The sequence below is a fragment of the Erwinia sp. TECH1 genome, from assembly GCF_054057575.1.
In genome coordinates, this window is record NZ_JBSRZK010000001.1 from 4,017,431 (window position 1) to 4,036,665 (window position 19,235).

Below are 19,235 nucleotides of genomic sequence, written 5' to 3' on the forward strand. Positions count from 1 at the left end.
GAAGATGGTGCTCCCCTTTTTTGCCGGACTACGCTAATGACAACGCCTGCCATCACTATTCACTACTGCTCCCAATGCAACTGGCTGCTGCGCGCGGGCTGGATGGCGCAGGAGCTGCTGCATACTTTTGGCACCGATTTAGCTTCGGTCACGCTGGTGCCGGGCACGGGCGGCATCTATCAAATTGCCGTTGACGGTCATCTGCTGTGGGATCGCAAAGTGGATGGCGGCTTTCCGGAAGTGAAAGAGCTGAAGCAGCGCGTGCGGAACTACTGTTTTCCCGAGCGGGATTTGGGTCATATAGACAGATAGCCAGCCGAATAAAGCGCCCTGCGCTAACGTTTTGACGGGCCATCCACGCGGCCCGGCTTGTTTATCCCTGCCGCTACACGGTAAACTCAGCGCCTTCCGGCGGCACGCTGCCAGCCGGCAATAATAACTACTCTTGCCTGCCCTGCCCTCATCGTCCCCGTCACGCGTTGTGCACAGGTTTTAGCCTCTCTTATTAAGACTTTTTATGACTATTGAAAACCCAACTTCCCCTGCGGCGCGCGCCGTCGGCCCGCTGCTGTTTGCCCTGGCGCTGGGCGCCTTCGCCATCGGCCTGAGCGAATTTGTGATCATGGGCCTGCTGCCGCAGGTCAGCGCAGCGATGCACGTCAGCCTGGCCGAAGGCAGCCGTTTTATCAGCTACTACGCGCTGGGCGTGGTGATCGGCGCGCCGCTGTTTTCCCTGAGCACCGCGCGCCTTAGCCGCAAGCATCAGCTGATGATTTTTATCACGCTATTTTTAGGCGGCAACGTCAGCAGCATGCTGGCGGACAGCGCCCACGCGCTGGTGATTTCCCGTTTTCTTAGCGGCCTGCCGCACGGCGCTTTTCTTGGCGTGGCGGCGCTGGCGGCCGCTTCGCTGGTGGAAGAAAACCGGCGCGGTCAGGCGGTGGGCAAAGTCATGCTCGGCCTGACGCTGGCCTCATTGCTGGGGAATCCCGCGGCGACGCTGCTGGGCGAACACCTGGACTGGCGCTGGGCCTTTGCCTGCGTGTCGCTGCTGTCGCTGGCCGATGCGCTGCTGATTTTTAAACTTTTCCCACAGCAGCATGAGGAAGCGCAAAGCTCGCCGCTGAAAGAGATCCGCGGGCTGGCGAACAGCCGCATCTGGCTGACGCTGGGCATCGCGGCTATCGGCTTTGGCGGCATGTTTGCCGTGATCAGCTATATCACGCCGATCCTGACGCTGGCCGCGCACCTCTCTACGCTCTGGCTGCCGGTGGTGCTGTTCGCTTTTGGTCTGGGCATGGTGTTGGGCAATCTGGCTGGCGGCAAGCTGGCCGACCGCAAAATCATGCTCTCTATTTTTTGTATTCTGGCCTGGAGCGTGCTGGTGCTGACCCTGTTCCCGCTGATGGTCTCTTCCGTCAGCGGCCTGCTGCTGGGGGCTTTCCTGATCGGCACCAATCTGGCGCTGTGCGCGCCGCTACAGGTGCGTCTGATGCAGGTGGCCGGAAAAGCGCAAACGCTCGCCGCGACGCTGAATCACTCCGCCTTTAATATCGCCAACGCGCTGGGTGCGTTTCTGGGTGCCTGGGTGGTGCAGCAGGGCTATCCGATGACGCAGACCGCCAGCTATGGCGCCGTTCTGCCGCTGATGGGGATGGTGATCTTTGCTTTCGCCCTGCTGAAGGAAGTGGCCGACCGTAAAAAAAGCGCGATTGGCGCCACCGATTTGATTTAAAAGATGGCGTGATCGGGTTCCCTGAATGTTTAAGTGACGTCCGCTTTGTGGGAGCGGACGTCATAAGAAAATCAAAATACAGGGTTGCTCTGGTATGGCCGTTATAATTTTTTATTGCCATCCCATTTCTTTATAGGTCTTACTATCCTGTTCAGGGATATCAGCCTGATATTTTCCCCAGCGTCGAAACGCATAATATTTTTTCATTGCTTCAAGATGAGAATCTGCATCACATGCCCACACTAATCTGTAGCCTGGCTCCAGTAATTGACGAGCAGAATTCCCCTGTGGGCCTGCAAGACAAAAAAATCCAGCCCTTCTTCATTTGTCCAAAGTTCATGTTTCATCATTTTTTTCTCAAACAAATTTTTCTCTTATCAATTGACCATCGAAATTTAGTGTAAATATTATATTCAATTGATTTTACAAAATTTTATAGCGAGAACCGAATGCAAACTTCATCCTGTCATTAATAATCCCGTTGGCCGCTTATTGATGCTTCCCAACTAAAGATACCCTATATAGCTGGCCGGATCCGCGTATCCAAAAATCCTGTAGCCGGTTGAAGTTTCAATACCAGGAAGATGAATAGCGCGAAGAATAACGTCAACTTCCGCGTGCTGCTCAACTGAATTTGTCAAAATATCAAGATAGTGGATATCCGAATAGCCACCCACGTTGAAATGGTAAAACCACTCGCCATCCACTGCAGATTCATAGCCATCGAGAGAGGTCGTTTTCCATAAAGGAGGCGATGTCATGTTCACCATTGCCAGACGGATTTCATTCCATTTTGTATCATTCATGCAGCTATAAAGCATTTAAACCTCCAGGCACCAGCTTCCTACAGATTACTATACTACGCGGTTAGCAACGCCCTGGCTCTAAGTGGACAGGCGCCAGGCGCTCCCCGTATGCTACGAGCGAAAAGCGCACATTTAGAAGCATTTAATGAAGATTTGTGATTCCATACATAGTTAACATAGGATTATAAAGAGCAAATTTCTTTGGATCTGAATAATTGGGGTTAGGTAACTTTTATTTTGTTTAATTTACTGCCATTTGGTTGAATAGTTATCAGTTTGCGGCAAGGAGAAGCCAGGTGAACAATCGGATACAATGGCCAGATCCCTTCGATGACTCTCTGGCGGGAGGGATGGTCTATCGCAAGTTTTTATATTGCGGGCAACTCTACGGGATCGGCTTTCAAGAATTGCCGACGCTGGCAGATTTAGAAGCAAAACATATAAAGTTGAATCATGCGTTCCCACAGTTTCGTTTCCCACAGAACAATAGTGTCTGGGCAGTACTATTTGACACTATTGACCCGGTAACAGACTCACCTTTAGGTTTTAAGCATGTTAAGTTTGACGGATTAGCGGGTGGGCGTGTGCTCCAAAACGTTGCAAGTATAATTTATGACCATTATAATATTTGCGATGCAGGTGCATATGTTTTCAGCGCCGCGGAAGATAGAGAGCATGAGCGAGGCACTGATCTTTCAGTAATTTATTCGCGAGCACTCGGTCTTCAGGGGCACCGTACAAGCAGGCTGTTCAGCCCGTTTATCGGTTGGAACGCATATACCGATATAGACGCAGGAGGAAGAAGTTATGTCGTCACAACTCAAAGTTACCAGCCTTAACAACGCCGCAGTGGAACGCCTTACTCTTGAAATGGGCAAACGTCTGCAGGCAGCAGCAGGTCGAGATGTGAGAGAGAAGCTTGCTTCCGGCGAGATTAAAATTGTCAATGGTCGCTATGTGGCATCCAGTGATAGTAGCCTTCGCGTTAAACGTTCCTCAGTCTTTGGCGGGGGGGACGCCCAAAGAAGCAGGGGATGTATAGCGCATAAAAGAGCCCCGAAAGGGGCTTTTTTATGCGCTCTATTCCAACCTGTACTTATCTTTTTCAAAAAAATTCTGCGCACTTAGTTAGCCATTTGGCTCATCAGTTATTTGTACTTTGCCGGTTACTATATATTTGTAAGCAATGCCTGCTTCTGACAAAGATCGGACGCTTATCTGGCGCAGATAGCAGCCGGACAGCAGTAATGCGTGGCGATGCAGCTACCGGTGAGGCGGTTTGATGACCAGACCACAGCGCTTGTTCCGGAGATAGTCGGACAGGTGTTCAACATTATGCGCGGTCTGGCGCAGGAAGATGTCACGATAAAGTGGCGCGATATGGCTGATATTATCTGGTTGATGGATTGGGCGCAGATTCTGGAAAAAGCGATGCCTGACAACTTTTTCAGACACTTCAGCATTTCGGTAAGCATCGTTTCCTGAGCGATTATCAGGGCATTAACTCAGCCGTTGCAAAGCCAGCCGCAAGAGTGGATCGGCAGCCTGCCAGACGGCGGGCTGCCTTGCATATCAGGGAATAAGTTTACTGCTGCGCATGGCTTCCAGATGCTCGATCAACACGTCATCGGAGCGCCTGATCATGGCGTCAAATCCTTCCCGGCGCGCTTTGGTGACGTCAAATATGGCATCTTTCTGCACATGGAAGATGAAATCACCAAATCCGCCCAGCGCCAGCTTATCGATATTCTTCTCCTTCAGCTGCGCCTTATCGGCGATGGATGACCAGAGAGGCTTAAGCCCGCTGAGACGTTCGCTAAGCGAGACAGGCTGCGCCTCGCCGACCGGCACACCGAACCAGTCAGCCAGTTTTGGCCAGACATGACACCAGCGAAACACGTCGCCATTGGTGATATTGAACGCGCCGAATTTGGCGTTTTCGGCAGCCCAGATAGCGCTTTGCCCCAGAATGCGGCTGTCGGTGATATTCACCAGCGTATTGCGATAGGCGTCATCCGGGCCGGGGAAATGCAGAGCGGTTCCCGTTTCGCGGCAAATCGTCCCGTACACGCCGATCAGATTTCCCAGGTTCATGGGCGATCCGAATGAGTGGCCGATAACAATATCCGGGCGCAGCGCAGTCCAGCCGATACCTTCCTCGCCAATCTTCTTCGCATAGTCTTCATGCCGGAAATAGAGGTTAGGCGGAAAATGCCGGCTGTCCTCTTCCCGTGCCGGGGTGCGGTAAACGCCCAGATGAGCGCCATAAACCTTGCCGCCCTGAATAAAGATAATATGCTGCAACGCATTGCCTGACGAGCGCACTGCGCCGATCAGGTTTTCAAACATCAGCGCATTAATATCCGCTTCCACGCCCGGATTAGGATCCTGGCGCAACGCCGCGTAAAAGATATGCGTCACCGTTTCAAACGCTTCGCGGTGTTGTTTAAGATCCTCTGAAGAGGTCAGGTCGGCGCTGATATGAGGAGAAGAATGAGGGCTGTGCGGCGAACGCCCAAGAGTCGTGATTTGCCAGCCCGCTTTATGGAAGGAATCATGAGCGGCAAAGCCCACTACGCCGCTTGCACCGACCAGCAATACGTGCTTGTTATTCATACAGTTCTCCGCTTGGTTTCAGATAACAAAATGTAGCTGCGTTTTTCGGGCGCAGCAGGCCCAGGCAGAAAATTGAGCGGATCGTCTTTTCCTCGTCCCGGACGCATCATTCAGGCCAAAAGCCGACAGCTTTTCTGCAAAAAATCGGGCGATACAGCCCTTCTCTTCCGAAAAACGACCCTGATTTTTATCAAAAATTTATTATGCTCTCGGCCTCTGGCCCTGCCGGTACCCGGCAGCAGCATACAAAGGGTTTACCGCTGCCGGAAAACGGCGCCGTGCCCGAACGCTGTTATTAAAAAGTGATCTATATAACAGAATGAGTCAAACAATGATGAACAGGCGCAGGGCCACAGAAACGTTTCTCTCTGTACACGTTTACAGCACAGAATTTTCCGGCCTGCCGCCTACGCCCCTATCAACTTCTGGCGCGTGACACAGGTGCCATTCCCGCTTTTTTGCCTCCATCATTTGCTGCCGTTCTCGTTGCAGACCCTGACTCGCCCCGATGATCCACTATACTGACCATTGCTGGTGTAATTTACCTACGAATCTGAGCACGGTTAGTTCCCAAATACCCACCCTACCCACGACCATCAGGAGAACAACATGCAAAAGAGTAAAACCCTGAAAATGCTGCTGGCCGTATCGGCAGCGGCCGCTATGTTCAACACTGTCGGCGTGCAGGCCCAGACGCCAACGAGCGCCGCGCAGAATGTCGCCGCGGGCCAGGCAGGATCGAGCGCCAAACTCAGTGCCGGCGACGAAAAAGCGGTGAAAGACATGGCGCAGGCCAATATCAATGAAATCGCCGCTGCCAAGCTCGCGCTGAGCAAGGCCCAAAGCAGCGATGTCAAAGCATTCGCTCAGCAGATGGTCGAAGATCACGGCGCCGCCTTGACCAAAGTACAGGCCGTCGCCCAGCAAAAGGGCGTGACGCTGCCGACTGAGCCGGACGCCAGCCACAAGGCCATAGCCGCCAAACTGGAAAAGCAGAGCGGCAACGCATTTGACAAGATGTATATGGAAAACGCCGGCACTAAAGACCACAAGATGGTGCTGGCGAAGCTAAAAAGTGACGCCATGCAGATTAAGGATGCGGATGTGAAGGCCCTGGCCGACGCGCATACGCCGGTTGTTGAGCAGCACCTGAAGTCTGCCCAGCAGATGTCGATGTCGGCAGGTAAGTAAACAGGTTGTTCAGTGGGCGACTGCCCTTCGAGCAGGCACGGGCCTTGTTCAACATATCGCTGAAAGGCACGGAGGCATCATTGTTGCTGGTGCCGCAGAACGGGCGGCATCTTTACTCTAAGCGTGCCGTTCAATGCTTGCACCTGCGTGGTCGCAAACGGACGTTCACTGCATGTGTTAATACCAGACAGCTGTTCGACAGGATATACGGAATCATGGCGAAGGAACGCTTCTGGCTCCCAACGGACATCACTAAAATATGCGCTCAGGACAGCAATTATTATCCTGGCGCAGCTTCCCCCGACTAGCCTGGAAGCAGTAAATACAGCCGGGATCGGCTCATATTACTGCCTGTCACCATAACTCCGTATAAGCAGTTACAAAAGGCGCCCTCTTTTATCACAAAACCGCCCTGGACGTAGAGCTGCTTTCAGGCAAGCGTGTGGTTTTTCATATTTGACGCTACCAACGTATTTTGCGGCCGGCCTTTCGTGGGAAAAATATGCAAAAGCCGCTGTAAATCTATTGAGTATTTATATTTACTGCGTCGCCATTTGCTTAGGTTCACGGCTGTGGCCTGCCATGCCGACGCCTTGTAATGCCCGAAAAGCCAAAGCAGCGCAAAATTGCCATAAAAAAGGATTAGCCCGGTGACGACAAAACAGATCGCGTCCGCAAGTGCTCCGAATGTGATTGAATAATCTACTGACGTTATAAAACCTGCCAGCGCGGAAGTAATGAGCCCCCAGCCAGCGACTGATCCGGAGGTTGCACCGGTGCTTAACTGTTCTGTCATATAAAAACATTAAATAAAAAAGGCCCACCGAAGTAAGCCTGCAATATATACGTGGAAAGCTTTCCTTTTATAAAAAAATAGCCATTCTAACCAGCATTAAAAAGGCCGCACCTGGCGGCCATATAATATAATATTTAAAGTGAAATTTTTTATATAAATTACGTTTATTTCTTAATCAAGATCGAAAAAATAAAATAAATAAATTTAACCACACCAATATAGCAAATCATCATTATACTGAAGCGTGATATTTCTTCAGGGAATGCATACCAATTAGTAAACATTACCTTTGCACCACTCAATAGCGATGATGCCAGAAGCACCCCAAAAAAAATAGCGAGGCAGTAAATCAATTTCTCTTTCACTTTAAGCGTCCTTAAAAGGAACAAGAGTCGCCAGAACAATTTGAATTGTTTGAACCGGAACCACCGCCTCCGCCGTTGCCGCTATTCTTGAAACATCCACCAGAGATAACGCCACCAGCCAGCCCTACGGCTATACCAGCCAAACCGCCCAATGATCCGGCTATCATTCCTCCAATTATCAACCTAAATATATGCCCCACCATTTGCTTCTTGATAAGGCATAAACAGGTTTACTCTTTTGTCAGGGATTCGTCAATCTATGTAACCATTTGCCTAAAACTATAATAAAAAACAATATATACAGGCAGTTATATATTTAATAAAAATAAATTAAGAACTTTTTGGAGCGGCAATTAAATAAAAAAACAAAAAAGGTTGAACACCATCACAAATTAAAAGAGTAATATTAAAAGTGGGCTGAAGCATCACAGTGATAATTGTATGCCGCGTTTGCCACAGGGCTAACAGCAAAAAACCCCGCCGTGGCGAGGTTTGCAATTCGTAAGTGGCGTATGCACAGAAATCCTACTTTGGAGAGATACTATGCCAATTTCGGACAAAATCAATCCCTCTTTTGATTATTGTTATAAGATCCTTCAATTTCCTTTATCTGCTATGGAAACCAGTAAATGAATTCTGTTTAAAATGCATGTTGCAGGAGTAAATCAACAGTTGGTGTAAACAAGGAGAGTAACAATGGCATGGGTTTATGAAGTGATGACTAAATCTTTTTACCTGAATGGTAAGTTCCAGTTTAAGGCTATGTACGCTGGTGCGCGGGGGTATAAAGATGATGTAGCATTTGAATGCGTTAAATTTAAAGGCCCTCTGCCTCGAGGAAAATACCATATTGGGCGAATGCAAGCCACGCATCCAAAAGCGGGGAAACATGTCATACGTTTAACTCCTCATCCAGGGAATAGCATGTGTGACCGGGATGGTTTCCTTATTCATGGTGATAATGGTAAAGGGACAGCATCTAACGGTTGTATTGTTACCAGGTTATATGACAGGAAAAAGATTGCTGAAAGTCATGATCAGGAGTTAATTGTGAAATGATAAAAAACTCCGCTCTTTTTACCTTTATTATCTGTGCTAATGCATCTGCGGGCGTAACACCTGAATCATGCCTTGATATTAACAGAAGCGTCGGGGTAAGTATGACCGATGCTCTTGTTGCAGATTTAGATATCAAAGAAAGTGACATTTTAGTTGATAAAACAAAGTTGTCACTCCTGAGTACTAACAATGTAACGCCTGAGCTTGCTGAAACTCTGGCAAGAAAGAACTATAGTACAGAATCAACACATTTTTTTTCGCTCGATAAAGGAAAACAAATGTTTATGGAAAGTAATGCTAAAAATATAATTGTAAAGTATGATTATATTAACCACAAAAATAAACACATTGTCACTTTAGCTTCGCTATTAATTAATGATGACGAGTGCTCTGTCAATTTTAATGGTTATATTATTGTCAAGCGCGAGTTTTGATCATTGCCCCTGCGTATTGGCGCAGGGGCTTTTTACCATTAACGCGTCACATTTCTGAACTGTGCGTCAGCATAGCTTTCTTTGATCTCACATTTCGCCACCAGCTTTTCAAAAAAGGCTTTCCGTTGCGTGGCCAGGACGATTGGTTCAGCTCTGATACCAGCATTTGAGCACCAGGCGGTTGTGGCCGCCGAACGGCAATACGCCTCAAACGCCAGCTTCGACAGCACGACCAGGCATTTACCCAGCTGGCTGCCTGCGGCTTAACAACCAGCAAAACCTCACCATGCAACGCTTTCAGGCCGCTATAAACAAGACGCGCCCGCACCACGCCGCCATGCCTGCTCCGCCAGGGTATCGCTAAAGATTTGCGCTCAAATGCCGATAGCTTTTTCAGGCTTCTGAAAGCCTTTTTTACCCTTTGGGCAGTCATATTAATCAGGAGAGCAAGATGGATGTATCACAAATTGCATCACTGGCTACCGGCCTTGATAACATGGAACTCGGTAACAAAGTAAGCACGCTCGTACTAAAGAAAGCCCTGGATAATCAGCAGTCTGTGGCGGCCGGGATCATTGATTCCATCCCTCAGTTACCTGCCAACCCCGCAGTCGGTCGCAACATCAATACCACCGCCTGATTAGCGGCAACAATCCTGAGCACGACGTAAAAAAAATCCGGAAACAGGACGTTTCCGGATTTCTGCACCACTACAGCATCATTAACCGATCGGCATCAGCTACCGCACCGGCTTGTTTTATACGCTGTCCTGCACGGGTGCTTTCACGCGCAGCGCCATAAAGATGGTCATGGTCGCCAGCAATAACAGCAGCGCGCTACCCATAAACACGCCTTTAGCGCCGGTAACGTTAAAGATCATACCGCCGGCCGCTGCGCCGATAGTGATAGCCAGCTGAATAGCCGCCACCAGCAAACCGCCGCCGCTTTCCGCCTCTTCCGGCATGGTGCGGGTGATCCACGTTGACCAGGCAACCGGCACGGCGCCAAACGCCATGCCCCACAGCGCGACCAGCAGCGCGTCCATCACCGGCGCGGAACCTAATCCCACCAGCGCCACGCCCATCAGCCCCATCGCCAGCGGCATGCCGATCAGCGTCAGATGCAGATTACGCTCCAGCAGCAGGCCCGCCAGCAGCGTACCGGCGAAGTTCGCCACGCCAAAGCCCAGCAGAATAGCGGAAAGCCCGTTGACGTCCACGCCGGTTACGCTCTCCAGGAAAGGTCGCAGATAGGTAAAGAAGGCGAAATGGCCGGAGAAAACCAGAATAATCGCCAGCAGCGCGGTCTGCATGCCCGGACGCTTAATCAACGACAGGATCGAGCTGTTTTTAGCCAGCGGATTAGGCGGCATTTTTGGCAATGCCGCCAGCTGCCAGCCCAGCGCCAGCACGCCGATGGCCGCCGCAGCGACAAACACGTTACGCCAGCCGATCAGATGACCGAAATAGCTGCCCATCGGCGCCGCAACGATGGTGGCAACCGACACGCCGCTAAAAACAATGGAGAGCGCGCGCGGGATCATCGCTTCCGGCACCAGCCGCATAGCGGTTGCCGCCGCCAGCGTCCAGAAGCCGCCGATGGCAATACCTAAAATCACTCGTCCCGCCAGAATAAAGGTCAGGTTCGGCGCGAAGGCGACCAGCAGGTTAGAAACGATCAGCATTACGGAAAACAGCAACATCACGCCACGGCGATCCAGCTTGCTGGTCAGGGAAGCGCTGAAGAAACTGGTTACCAACGCGAAAATGGCCGTCACGGTCACCGCCTGGCCGGTCATGCCTTCCGTCACGCCCAGGCTGGCCGCCATCGGCGTTAACAGGCTGGCGGGCAGGAACTCGGCGGTTACCAGGCCAAATACGCCCAGCGCCATAGAGAACACGGCTCCCCACTGAGGCTTTATTGGTGTTGTCATAGAAAATCTCTTTAATCGTTCGATGGCAGCAAGATTAAAGCGCTGGTGTCGGATGGTCTATGATGTAAAATCCGTCATTATTGATTAATCGTCCGGGAAGCGCTGCCATGACCACAGAAGGCCACGATCTCACCAGCGAGCTGCTCTACGGGATGCGCCTGCTGGGGCTACAGTATCGGCGTATCGAACTCGCCGCGCCGTTTGGCGTTGGCTTTGTTAAAGCGCCGGGCCGCGCGCAGTTCCACTTCGTCAGCCGCGGCCCGGTGCTGCTGCGGACGCAGAACGGCCAGCTGCGCACCCTGAATACGGGCGATGCGCTGCTGCTGCCGCACGGCAGCGATCATGTGCTGCTCTCCTCGCCCGATGTGGCCTGCAAGGACATTCGCGCCTTCAATACCACGCCGGTTTGCGGCAACGTCTGCTGCATTAAAGACTGCGCGTCCACCGAAGAAACCACGCTGATATTCAGCGGCTGTATGGAGTTCGACCTGGGCGGTATGCAGATGCTGATCGGCTCGATGCCGGAAGTGCTGCTGGCGGATACGCTGATCCATAAATATCCGGAAGTGCAGCCGATGCTGGAAGCCATGGAGCGGGAATCACTGGGCAAAAGGGCGGGCTATGCGGGCATCCTGGCGCGGCTGGCGGATGTGGTCGCAGCGTTTATCGTACGCGGCTGGGTGGAATCGGGCTGTGGCGCGGCGGGCGGCTGGCTGGAGGCGCTGCGCGATCCTAAGTTAGGCAAAGCGCTGGTGGCGCTGCACCGCGATCCCGGCAAAAACTGGACGGTAGCGCAGCTGGCGGCGGAGATGGGCAGCTCGCGCTCGGTCTTTGCCGAGCGCTTTCTGGCGGTCACCGGCATGACGCCGGTGCGCTATCTGACCAATTTGCGTATGCAGCTGGCGGCGCAGTGGATTGGCCGCGACGGCGAAGCGATAGAGAGCGTTGCCTGGCGGCTGGGCTACGGCTCGCTGGCCGCTTTCAGCCGGGCGTTTAAGCGCACCACCGGCACCACGCCGGGCACCCTGCGGGCGGAAGAGAGCCGAAGAGCGGAGCAGCAGGCCTGACGGCCTGCAAGCGGCTCCTTTCTGCATAACGCAGAGGGACTACAAAAAACAGGAGGCGTACCCTATCCATCACGCTGTCGCCCAGGTTTTTAACCGACGGCTGCATACTGTCTTTTGGCGAGCGGGTCAGGCCGCGTCCGGTCAGCGAAGGGCGGATTTGCTCAACCGCCACCGCCTTATCGTGCGGCATATCAGCGCGCCAGAAGCCCGAAGGGAGTGAATGAACAACTGCTGAGATTTATACGTCAAGAGCTTTAACACCGTAGGCGGCACTCATCGGCAGCTTTGTTCTTCCCTGTCCTCTCCAACATCCTCTTTACCCTTACCGCAATTCTTTACACTTTTCCCTGCCGTTTAATGCGTTTTAGCGCCATAACCGCACTTTTCAGCAGGCCCGGCACGGCGCTTTGAGGTATCATTTATTTAACAATGTACCTTCTGATTCATAACAATGACGCTATTGACCTCTGCTCAACCCGTTTTTGACGGCCATAACGATCTTCTGCTGCGCCTGTGGATGCAGGAAACAGGCGATGCCGTGGCGGATTTTCTGCACGGCACGATGCACGGTCACCTGGATATGCCGCGAATGCGCCGGGGCAGCTTTGCCGGCGGCCTGTTTGCGGTGTTTGTGCCGCCGGCGCAGTACGTGAAGCAAAGCAAGACGGGCTGGCAGGAAGAGGATCACGATCCGCTGGCGATTACCGAAGCGCAGATCGCCTTGCTGCATCAGATTGCCGATCGCTCCGCCGGTCAGGCCCGTATCTGCCGCAGCGCGGAGGATATTGAGCGCTGTATCGCGCAGGGCGTGCTGGCGATGGTGCTGCATATCGAGGGCGCAGAGGCGCTGGATGACGAGTGCAGCCAGCTTGACCGCTGGGTTGCCGCCGGGTTGCGCAGCGTCGGCCCGCTGTGGAATCTGCAAAATCGCTTCGGCACCGGCGTGACCGGCGGTTTTCCCGGCTCGCCGGACAGCGGCGACGGGCTGACGCCTGTCGGGATCAATCTGCTGCGCGTGCTTAATCAGAAAAAGCTGCTGATCGATTTGTCGCATATGAATGAGAAATCTTTCTGGCAGGTGGCGGAGGTCAGCGATGCGCCACTGGTCGCCACCCATTCCAACGTTCATGCGCTTTGCCCGCAGCCGCGTAATTTAACCGACGCTCAGCTGGCCGCAATTGCGCAGAGCGACGGCTTTGTCGGCGTCAACTTTGGCAATGCGTTTCTGCGCGCCGACGGCAAGCGCGACAGCGATACGCCGCTGGCGCAGATTGTGCAGCATCTTGATGCGCTGTTGGAAAAGCTGGGCGAAGATCGCGTCGGCTTCGGTTCTGACTTTGACGGCATCAGCGTGCCGGACGAACTGGGCGACGCGGCCGGACTGCCGAAGCTGGTCGATTTAATGCAGCAGGCGGGCTATTCGCCCGAACTGATCGATAAGATTTGCTGGCGTAACTGGCTACGTGTGCTGAAGAAAACCTGGGGAGAATAACGCTCCCCCGTTAATCCCTGCGGCTTACAGGGTTGATATCACTGTGACACAGGTGCAACATTTGCGCCGCCGCAGGGCGATATTTGACAATAAGCTGTTTACCTGCCGAACTTAACGGGCAGATTTTTCCCTTAACACCATGAGGAGCTCCGCTATGTGGACTAAACCAACGTTTGTTGATTTACGCTTAGGCCTGGAAGTGACGCTGTACATCTCCAACCGCTAAGCCCTTATGCCCACTCAGGTGGGCATTTCCTCTCTTTTTTTCTGGTCTACACATGCAAATTAACGTTCTTGGCTCTGCGGCCGGCGGCGGTTTTCCCCAGTGGAACTGCAACTGCCGAAACTGTCAGGGCGTGCGTAACGGCACGCTGAAAACCTCGGCGCGTACGCAATCTTCCATCGCCATCAGCGACGACGGCGTCGATTTTGTGCTGTGCAACGCCTCGCCGGATATCGCTCATCAGATCGCCGCCACGCCCGCGCTGAATAAGAAAGACGTCCTGCGCGGCACCGCTATCGGCTCGATTATCCTGACCGACAGTCAGATCGATCACACCACCGGCCTGCTGAGCCTGCGCGAGGGCTGTCCGCATCAGGTCTGGTGCACGCCGGAAGTGCACGACGATCTCACCACCGGTTTCCCCATCTTTACCATGCTTTCGCACTGGAACGGCGGCCTGGTGCATCACGCGATTCAGCCCGGCGAACCTTTCTCCGTGGCGGTCTGTCCGGCGCTGCGGTTTATCGCCATCCCGCTGCTCAGCAACGCGCCGCCCTATTCGCAGTATCGCGGCAGACCGCTGCCCGGCCACAATGTCGCGCTGTTTATTGAAGATACCCGCAGCGGAAAAACGCTGATGTATGCGCCCGGTCTGGGCGAGCCGGACAGCGAGCTATTGGGCTGGTTGCAAAAAGCCGACTGCCTGCTGATCGACGGCACGCTGTGGCAGGATAACGAGCTGGCGACAACCGGCGTGGGCCGCAATACCGGTAAGGATATGGGTCATCTGGCGCTGGCCGAAGAGCAGGGCCTGATAGCGCTGCTGGCTTCGCTGCCCGCCGAGCGCAAAATCCTTATTCATATCAACAATACCAACCCAATCCTGGATGAAGAGTCGGCTGAACGTCAGGCGCTGACGCAGCACGGCATCGAAGTCAGCTGGGACGGTATGCGTATCGACCTGTGAGAAAATCATGCAACAGACTCCCATGACGCGCGAAGCGTTCGAGCAGGCGCTACGCGCCAAAGGCGCTTATTACCATATCCATCATCCTTACCATATCGCCATGCACAACGGCCAGGCGACGCGTGAGCAGATCCAGGGTTGGGTAGCGAACCGTTTTTACTACCAGACCAGTATTCCGCTGAAGGACGCCGCCATTATGGCGAACTGCCCGGATCCGCAGACGCGCCGCAAGTGGGTACAGCGTATTCTGGATCACGACGGTCATCAGGGCAGCGAAGGCGGGATTGAAGCCTGGCTGCGCCTGGGCGAAGCGGTCGGCCTCAAGCGCGAGACGCTGCTGTCGGAAGAGATGGTGCTGCCCGGCGTGCGTTTCGCCGTGGATGCTTACGTTAACTTCGCCCGCCGCGCGGTATGGCAGGAAGCGGCCTGTAGCTCGCTGACCGAGCTGTTTGCGCCGGAAATCCACCAGTCGCGCCTGGACAGCTGGCCACAGCACTATAAGTGGATCGAAGCCGAAGGCTACGGCTATTTTCGTGGCCGCCTGAGCCAGGCTAACCGCGACGTTGAGCACGGGCTGGCGCTGGCGCTGGACTACTTCACCACGGCCGAACAGCAGCAGCGTATGCTGTCTATTTTGCAGTTCAAGCTGGATATTCTGTGGAGTATGCTGGACGCTATGACCCTGGCCTACGCGCTGCATCGTCCGCCTTACCATACCGTGACCGACCAGCCCGTCTGGCATAAAGAGAGATTGCTGTAATGACCCTTAACGACCAGCAGATACCTGCGTTTCGCCGTGGCTACCGCCTGCAGTGGGAGCCGACGCAGGATTGCCACGTGATCCTGTATCCGGAAGGCATGGCGAAGCTGAACGAGAGCGCCACCGCGATTTTGCAGCTGGTGGACGGTAAACGCCCGCTTGCCGCGCTGATTGCCGAACTGAACGCTCGTTTTCCCGATGCGGGCGGCGTGGATGAGGACGTCAAAGCGTTCTTTATGCAGGCCGTCGAACAGAAGTGGATAATTTTCCGTGAACTCGCTTAAGCCTAATCCGCCGCTCTGGCTGCTGGCGGAGCTGACCTATCGCTGTCCGTTGCAGTGCCCCTACTGCTCAAACCCGCTGGATTTCGCCCGGCAGGAGCAGGAGCTGACCACGGCGCAATGGATAGAAGTTTTTAAACAGGCCCGCCAGATGGGCGCCGTCCAGCTGGGCTTTTCCGGCGGCGAGCCGCTGGTGCGTAAAGATCTGCCCGAGCTGATCCGTGCCGCGCGGGATCTGGGTTTTTACACCAACCTGATCACCTCCGGCATTGGCCTGACCGAGAAAAAGATCGACGCCTTTGCCGAAGCGGGTCTCGATCATATCCAGATCAGCTTCCAGGCAAGCGACGAGACGCTGAACGCGGCGCTGGCGGGATCGCAAAAAGCCTTCCAGCAAAAGCTGGCGATGGCGAAAGCGGTCAAGGCGCACGGCTACCCGATGGTGCTGAACTTTGTGCTGCATCGCCATAACATCGACCAGATCGATCGCATTATTGAACTGGCGATCGAGCTGGAGGCCGACGACGTCGAGCTGGCAACCTGCCAGTTTTACGGCTGGGCGCAGCTGAACCGCGAGGGCCTGCTGCCTACCCGCGAGCAGATCGCCAGCGCCGAAGCCGTGGTGCAGCGCTACCGCGAAAAAATGAAGGACAACAGCAACTTCGCTAACCTGCTGTTCGTGACGCCCGACTACTATGAAGAGCGGCCAAAAGGCTGTATGGGCGGCTGGGGCGCGATTTTCCTGAGCGTGACGCCGGAAGGCATGGCGCTGCCGTGCCACAGCGCGCGCCAGCTGCCGATCGCCTTCCCATCGGTGCTGGAGCATACGCTCCAGGAAATCTGGTACGACTCGTTCGGCTTTAACAAATATCGCGGCTTCGACTGGATGCCGGAACCCTGCCGCTCGTGCTCTGAAAAAGAGAAGGATTTCGGCGGCTGCCGCTGTCAGGCCTTTATGCTGACCGGCAACGCGGACAATGCCGATCCCGTCTGCGCCAAATCGCCGCATCATGGCCAGATCCTTGAGGCGCGTGAGCAGGCCAACTGCAGCAATATCCAAATCAGCCAGCTGCAGTTCCGCAACCGCACCAATTCACAGCTGATCTTTAAAACCGAAGCGTGAACGGTCATTCCTCTTCCCGCGTAGCAAACGGCCTGCGGATCACGCTGATCCACGAGCCGGAAGCCGCGCGGGCGGCGGCGCTGTTCCGGCTTTCCGCCGGTAGCCTTGACGAACCCGCACGCTGGCCGGGCCTGGCGCATCTGCTGGAGCATGTGCTGTTCGCCGGCAGCGCCGGTTATCAGCAGGAGCAGCGGCTGATGGCCTGGGCGCCCGCCCACGGCGCGCGGCTTAACGCCACCACTCAGGCACATTTCACCGCCTGGTTTGTGGAGATCGCTCCCGAGCGGCTGGGGCAGGCGCTGTGCAGGCTGTCTGATATGCTGGCGCGCCCGCTGCTGGCTACCGAGGCGATTACCGCAGAAGCGGCCGCGATCGAGGCGGAGTATCGGATGCTGCAAAGCCATGGCCCGACGCTGTGCGAGGCGGCGCTGAGCCAGGCCTTCGCCGCGCCCCATCCCCTGCACGATTTTCACGTCGGCAGCCAGCGCCATTTCGGCGACGACGCGGTCGCGCTCCAGCAGGCGCTGCGGGACTGGCATCAATGCTGGTTCCATACCGGCAATCTGGAACTCTGGCTGAGCGGCCCGCAGCCGCTGCAGGAGCTGGAAGCCATGGCCGAAGAGGCTGCGGCGGCTTTTGCTCGCGCAGAAACCTTGCCTGCCGCGCCGCCGCTGTTACGGCTGGCCCCACAGCGGGCTTTTGCGCTGCAAAGCGCCGCAGCGCAGCATCTCCAGCTGAGTTTTCTCCTCAACGACCCGCAGCCCGCCAGCCTGACGCTGCTGCGCGAGCTGCTGACCGACAAAGCGTCAGGCAGTTTGCTGGCGACGCTGCGCGAACAGGGGCTGTGCGACGATATTTCGCTGCTGGAGCCTTACCGCAGCGCGCGGCAGTCGGTAGCCAGCGTGCGCTTTCAGCTGAGCGGCCTTCAGCTGGCGCAGTGCGCCCGTATAGAAGCGCTGTTCCGCCGCTGGCTGGCGCAGCTTTCTGGCCTGACGCAGCAGCAGCGGGCGCACTATGCCAGCCTCACGCAGCGGCGTTTCAGCCAGCTTTCTCCTCTCGACCAGCTACGCGATCTGGCGCTGGGTTTTCCGCCTGCGCAGTCGACCACGCCGCTACCCCTGCCGCAAAGCCTCAGCCGGCTGTGGGTATCGCCTGCGGTCAGCGCGCCGTCCGTCCGCGCGCAGGGCTTTACGCTACGGCTGGCGGCTATCGACTGGCCGCAGGCGGAGCCGGAGCCGGAAACGCCGCCCGCCCTGCATTTCTATTCGCCAGCCTCCACGCCCGTCACGCCCGCGTTACCGGTAGCGAAAAGCACGCTGGCGTTGGTTGCCGCGCCGGTCGAACCAACGCTGCTGCTTAGCGTCCAGCCTGGCCTTCTGCCAGATCGACGTAGCGCCGCGCTGATCGAGGCCGCGCTTCAGCCCGCGATGGGCGATGCGCTGCACGGCGGCGGCGAGCTGGCCTTTTCCCGCCAGCACGGTCTGTGGCAGCTGCGGCTCAGCGGTCAAGATGCATTACTGGCCGCTACGCTGGATCGGGCAATACAGGCGCTGACGGATCCGCCAGCCGCCACCCAGGCTTTTGGCGAACGGCTTTTTTATCAGGCGCAGCAGGCTGACGATATCGCCATCCGCTGTCTGCTGGCGCACCTGCCCGATTTGCTGAACAGCACGTCAGCGGATGCGCTGTCGGCGCTACGCTGGCAGGCCACGCTTTACGGCGGCGCGGCCAACAGCGCAGCAGGCCTGGCGCGGCTGCTGACCAAACTGCCGGGCGCGGTCGAACCGACGCAGTCACCGCCGCACGTTTTCCCCACGCAGCCGCACTATTCCTGCCCGACGGCAAGCCGTGATGCGGCGGTGCTGGTGTTCTGCCCGCTCGCCGAGGCCAGCGCGGTCTGCTTTGCCAGCTGGCAGCTGCTCGCCACGCTGTTTGAGCCGCGCTTTTTTCAACGGCTGCGGGTCGAGGCCAACGTCGGCTACGTAGTCAGCTGCCGTTTTCATCAGACCGCCGGACAGGCCGGCCTGCTGTTTGCGCTGCAATCACCTGCTTTAAGCACGGCAGAACTGTTCGGGCATATCGATCGGTTTATCGCCGATATGGCGGCAACGGTAGATAGCCAGACCACCGAAACGCTTGCCGCCAGCTGGCTGTCATTGCTGCCTTCCCTGCCCGAAAGCATGCCGAAAAACCGCGAGCACGTTACCGCTCACTGGCTCTATCAGCAGCTTAACCTGCCGTTCAGCTTTGTCCGGCCCTCGCCCGATCGGCTACGTCAGGCTTATCGACAGCTGACCGCCAGTTGCGCCCGCTGGTGGCGGCTGAGCAACAGCGCCTAAAGCAAATTTTTTGCCAGGCGCTCACGCTAATCGATTCAGCTTATATTT

At 55.3% G+C, this 19,235-nt stretch carries 21 protein-coding genes; 17 read left to right on the forward strand and 4 right to left on the reverse strand.

Features of this window, described 5'->3' with window-relative positions:
- The first annotated feature begins 36 nt into the window (after positions 1-36).
- Both ACVWZ0_RS18790 and ACVWZ0_RS18795 read left to right on the forward strand, forming a co-directional pair.
- Complete coding sequence (locus tag ACVWZ0_RS18790) at positions 37-312, forward strand: SelT/SelW/SelH family protein (RefSeq protein WP_253458390.1); 276 nt, start codon at positions 37-39, stop codon at positions 310-312.
- 205 nt (positions 313-517) lie between these two features.
- Positions 518-1,735: an MFS transporter gene (locus ACVWZ0_RS18795; RefSeq protein WP_253458388.1), complete on the forward strand. Its 1,218-nt coding sequence runs from the start codon at positions 518-520 to the stop codon at positions 1,733-1,735.
- Between the two features lie 506 nt (positions 1,736-2,241).
- Here the strand turns inward: ACVWZ0_RS18795 and ACVWZ0_RS18800 are convergent.
- On the reverse strand, positions 2,242-2,556 hold the full coding sequence (locus ACVWZ0_RS18800; protein ID WP_253458385.1) for a DUF6678 family protein: 315 nt from the start codon (positions 2,554-2,556) through the stop codon (positions 2,242-2,244).
- A gap of 281 nt (positions 2,557-2,837) precedes the next feature.
- Between ACVWZ0_RS18800 and ACVWZ0_RS18805 the strand changes: the two genes are divergently transcribed.
- The 3 genes from ACVWZ0_RS18805 (at position 2,838) to ACVWZ0_RS18815 (ending at position 4,026) form a co-directional block, all read left to right on the forward strand.
- Positions 2,838-3,380: a hypothetical protein gene (locus ACVWZ0_RS18805; RefSeq protein WP_253458383.1), complete on the forward strand. Its 543-nt coding sequence runs from the start codon at positions 2,838-2,840 to the stop codon at positions 3,378-3,380.
- Complete coding sequence (locus ACVWZ0_RS18810; protein WP_456784524.1) at positions 3,349-3,669, forward strand: hypothetical protein; 321 nt, start codon at positions 3,349-3,351, stop codon at positions 3,667-3,669. The genes ACVWZ0_RS18805 and ACVWZ0_RS18810 overlap by 32 nt, the downstream gene beginning before the upstream one ends.
- 123 nt (positions 3,670-3,792) lie before the next feature.
- On the forward strand, positions 3,793-4,026 hold the full coding sequence (locus ACVWZ0_RS18815; RefSeq protein WP_253458377.1) for an ATP-binding cassette domain-containing protein: 234 nt from the start codon (positions 3,793-3,795) through the stop codon (positions 4,024-4,026).
- Between the two features lie 87 nt (positions 4,027-4,113).
- On the opposite strand, the gene ACVWZ0_RS18820 is transcribed toward ACVWZ0_RS18815, so the two are convergent.
- On the reverse strand, positions 4,114-5,157 hold the full coding sequence (locus tag ACVWZ0_RS18820; protein WP_253458375.1) for an NAD-dependent epimerase/dehydratase family protein: 1,044 nt from the start codon (positions 5,155-5,157) through the stop codon (positions 4,114-4,116).
- 609 nt (positions 5,158-5,766) lie between these two features.
- On the opposite strand from ACVWZ0_RS18820, the gene ACVWZ0_RS18825 reads away from it, so the two are divergent.
- Positions 5,767-6,348 carry a DUF4142 domain-containing protein gene (locus tag ACVWZ0_RS18825; protein ID WP_253458373.1) on the forward strand — a complete coding sequence of 194 codons (582 nt, stop codon included), beginning with the start codon at positions 5,767-5,769 and terminating at the stop codon, positions 6,346-6,348.
- A 430-nt stretch (positions 6,349-6,778) separates the two neighbouring features.
- Here ACVWZ0_RS18825 and ACVWZ0_RS18830 read toward each other — a convergent pair whose 3' ends face one another.
- A complete protein-coding gene (locus ACVWZ0_RS18830; protein ID WP_253458371.1) occupies positions 6,779-7,144 on the reverse strand; it encodes a phage holin family protein in 366 nt (121 codons plus the stop codon).
- Between the two features lie 1,061 nt (positions 7,145-8,205).
- Between ACVWZ0_RS18830 and ACVWZ0_RS18835 the strand changes: the two genes are divergently transcribed.
- The 3 genes from ACVWZ0_RS18835 (at position 8,206) to ACVWZ0_RS18845 (ending at position 9,642) form a co-directional block, all read left to right on the forward strand.
- Complete coding sequence (locus tag ACVWZ0_RS18835) at positions 8,206-8,568, forward strand: tlde1 domain-containing protein (protein ID WP_253458369.1); 363 nt, start codon at positions 8,206-8,208, stop codon at positions 8,566-8,568.
- Positions 8,565-9,002: a Shiga toxin A subunit gene (locus ACVWZ0_RS18840; RefSeq protein WP_253458367.1), complete on the forward strand. Its 438-nt coding sequence runs from the start codon at positions 8,565-8,567 to the stop codon at positions 9,000-9,002. The genes ACVWZ0_RS18835 and ACVWZ0_RS18840 overlap by 4 nt, the downstream gene beginning before the upstream one ends.
- Before the next feature lie 451 nt (positions 9,003-9,453).
- Positions 9,454-9,642 carry a YjfB family protein gene (locus ACVWZ0_RS18845; protein WP_253458365.1) on the forward strand — a complete coding sequence of 63 codons (189 nt, stop codon included), beginning with the start codon at positions 9,454-9,456 and terminating at the stop codon, positions 9,640-9,642.
- Between the two features lie 117 nt (positions 9,643-9,759).
- Here ACVWZ0_RS18845 and ACVWZ0_RS18850 read toward each other — a convergent pair whose 3' ends face one another.
- Complete coding sequence (locus ACVWZ0_RS18850; RefSeq protein WP_125287261.1) at positions 9,760-10,935, reverse strand: MFS transporter; 1,176 nt, start codon at positions 10,933-10,935, stop codon at positions 9,760-9,762.
- A gap of 107 nt (positions 10,936-11,042) precedes the next feature.
- Between ACVWZ0_RS18850 and ACVWZ0_RS18855 the strand changes: the two genes are divergently transcribed.
- The 8 genes from ACVWZ0_RS18855 (at position 11,043) to pqqF (ending at position 19,187) form a co-directional block, all read left to right on the forward strand.
- Positions 11,043-12,002, forward strand: a complete 960-nt coding sequence (locus ACVWZ0_RS18855) for an AraC family transcriptional regulator (protein ID WP_253458363.1) — start codon at positions 11,043-11,045, stop codon at positions 12,000-12,002.
- Positions 12,003-12,453: 451 nt separating this feature from the next.
- On the forward strand, positions 12,454-13,494 hold the full coding sequence (locus ACVWZ0_RS18860) for a dipeptidase (protein ID WP_253458360.1): 1,041 nt from the start codon (positions 12,454-12,456) through the stop codon (positions 13,492-13,494).
- A 154-nt stretch (positions 13,495-13,648) separates the two neighbouring features.
- On the forward strand, positions 13,649-13,720 hold the full coding sequence (pqqA, locus tag ACVWZ0_RS18865; protein WP_071789594.1) for a pyrroloquinoline quinone precursor peptide PqqA: 72 nt from the start codon (positions 13,649-13,651) through the stop codon (positions 13,718-13,720).
- A 52-nt stretch (positions 13,721-13,772) separates the two neighbouring features.
- Positions 13,773-14,684: a pyrroloquinoline quinone biosynthesis protein PqqB gene (gene pqqB / locus ACVWZ0_RS18870; protein WP_253458356.1), complete on the forward strand. Its 912-nt coding sequence runs from the start codon at positions 13,773-13,775 to the stop codon at positions 14,682-14,684.
- A 7-nt stretch (positions 14,685-14,691) separates the two neighbouring features.
- Positions 14,692-15,444 (forward strand): pyrroloquinoline-quinone synthase PqqC, encoded by a 753-nt coding sequence (gene pqqC, locus ACVWZ0_RS18875; RefSeq protein ID WP_253458354.1) that lies wholly within the window; start codon positions 14,692-14,694, stop codon positions 15,442-15,444.
- Positions 15,444-15,728 (forward strand): pyrroloquinoline quinone biosynthesis peptide chaperone PqqD, encoded by a 285-nt coding sequence (gene pqqD / locus ACVWZ0_RS18880; RefSeq protein WP_125287256.1) that lies wholly within the window; start codon positions 15,444-15,446, stop codon positions 15,726-15,728. The genes pqqC and pqqD overlap by 1 nt, the downstream gene beginning before the upstream one ends.
- Positions 15,715-16,848, forward strand: coding sequence for a pyrroloquinoline quinone biosynthesis protein PqqE (gene pqqE, locus ACVWZ0_RS18885; RefSeq protein WP_253458351.1), 1,134 nt, complete (start codon positions 15,715-15,717; stop codon positions 16,846-16,848). Before pqqD ends, pqqE begins: the two co-directional genes overlap by 14 nt.
- Entirely contained in the window at positions 16,845-19,187 is a 2,343-nt protein-coding gene (pqqF, locus tag ACVWZ0_RS18890) for a pyrroloquinoline quinone biosynthesis protein PqqF (protein WP_253458348.1), read from the forward strand. Before pqqE ends, pqqF begins: the two co-directional genes overlap by 4 nt.
- Positions 19,188-19,235: the final 48 nt, after the last annotated feature.

Coding starts and splice junctions, on each gene's coding strand:
- ACVWZ0_RS18790 (WP_253458390.1), top strand. CDS start 37: ATGACAACGCCTGCCATCACTATTCACTACTGCTCCCAATGCAACTGG.
- ACVWZ0_RS18795 (WP_253458388.1), top strand. CDS start 518: ATGACTATTGAAAACCCAACTTCCCCTGCGGCGCGCGCCGTCGGCCCG.
- ACVWZ0_RS18800 (WP_253458385.1), bottom strand. CDS start 2,556: ATGCTTTATAGCTGCATGAATGATACAAAATGGAATGAAATCCGTCTG.
- ACVWZ0_RS18810 (WP_456784524.1), top strand. CDS start 3,349: ATGTCGTCACAACTCAAAGTTACCAGCCTTAACAACGCCGCAGTGGAA.
- ACVWZ0_RS18820 (WP_253458375.1), bottom strand. CDS start 5,157: ATGAATAACAAGCACGTATTGCTGGTCGGTGCAAGCGGCGTAGTGGGC.
- ACVWZ0_RS18825 (WP_253458373.1), top strand. CDS start 5,767: ATGCAAAAGAGTAAAACCCTGAAAATGCTGCTGGCCGTATCGGCAGCG.
- ACVWZ0_RS18830 (WP_253458371.1), bottom strand. CDS start 7,144: ATGACAGAACAGTTAAGCACCGGTGCAACCTCCGGATCAGTCGCTGGC.
- ACVWZ0_RS18835 (WP_253458369.1), top strand. CDS start 8,206: ATGGCATGGGTTTATGAAGTGATGACTAAATCTTTTTACCTGAATGGT.
- ACVWZ0_RS18840 (WP_253458367.1), top strand. CDS start 8,565: ATGATAAAAAACTCCGCTCTTTTTACCTTTATTATCTGTGCTAATGCA.
- ACVWZ0_RS18845 (WP_253458365.1), top strand. CDS start 9,454: ATGGATGTATCACAAATTGCATCACTGGCTACCGGCCTTGATAACATG.
- ACVWZ0_RS18850 (WP_125287261.1), bottom strand. CDS start 10,935: ATGACAACACCAATAAAGCCTCAGTGGGGAGCCGTGTTCTCTATGGCG.
- ACVWZ0_RS18855 (WP_253458363.1), top strand. CDS start 11,043: ATGACCACAGAAGGCCACGATCTCACCAGCGAGCTGCTCTACGGGATG.
- ACVWZ0_RS18860 (WP_253458360.1), top strand. CDS start 12,454: ATGACGCTATTGACCTCTGCTCAACCCGTTTTTGACGGCCATAACGAT.
- pqqB (WP_253458356.1), top strand. CDS start 13,773: ATGCAAATTAACGTTCTTGGCTCTGCGGCCGGCGGCGGTTTTCCCCAG.
- pqqC (WP_253458354.1), top strand. CDS start 14,692: ATGCAACAGACTCCCATGACGCGCGAAGCGTTCGAGCAGGCGCTACGC.
- pqqD (WP_125287256.1), top strand. CDS start 15,444: ATGACCCTTAACGACCAGCAGATACCTGCGTTTCGCCGTGGCTACCGC.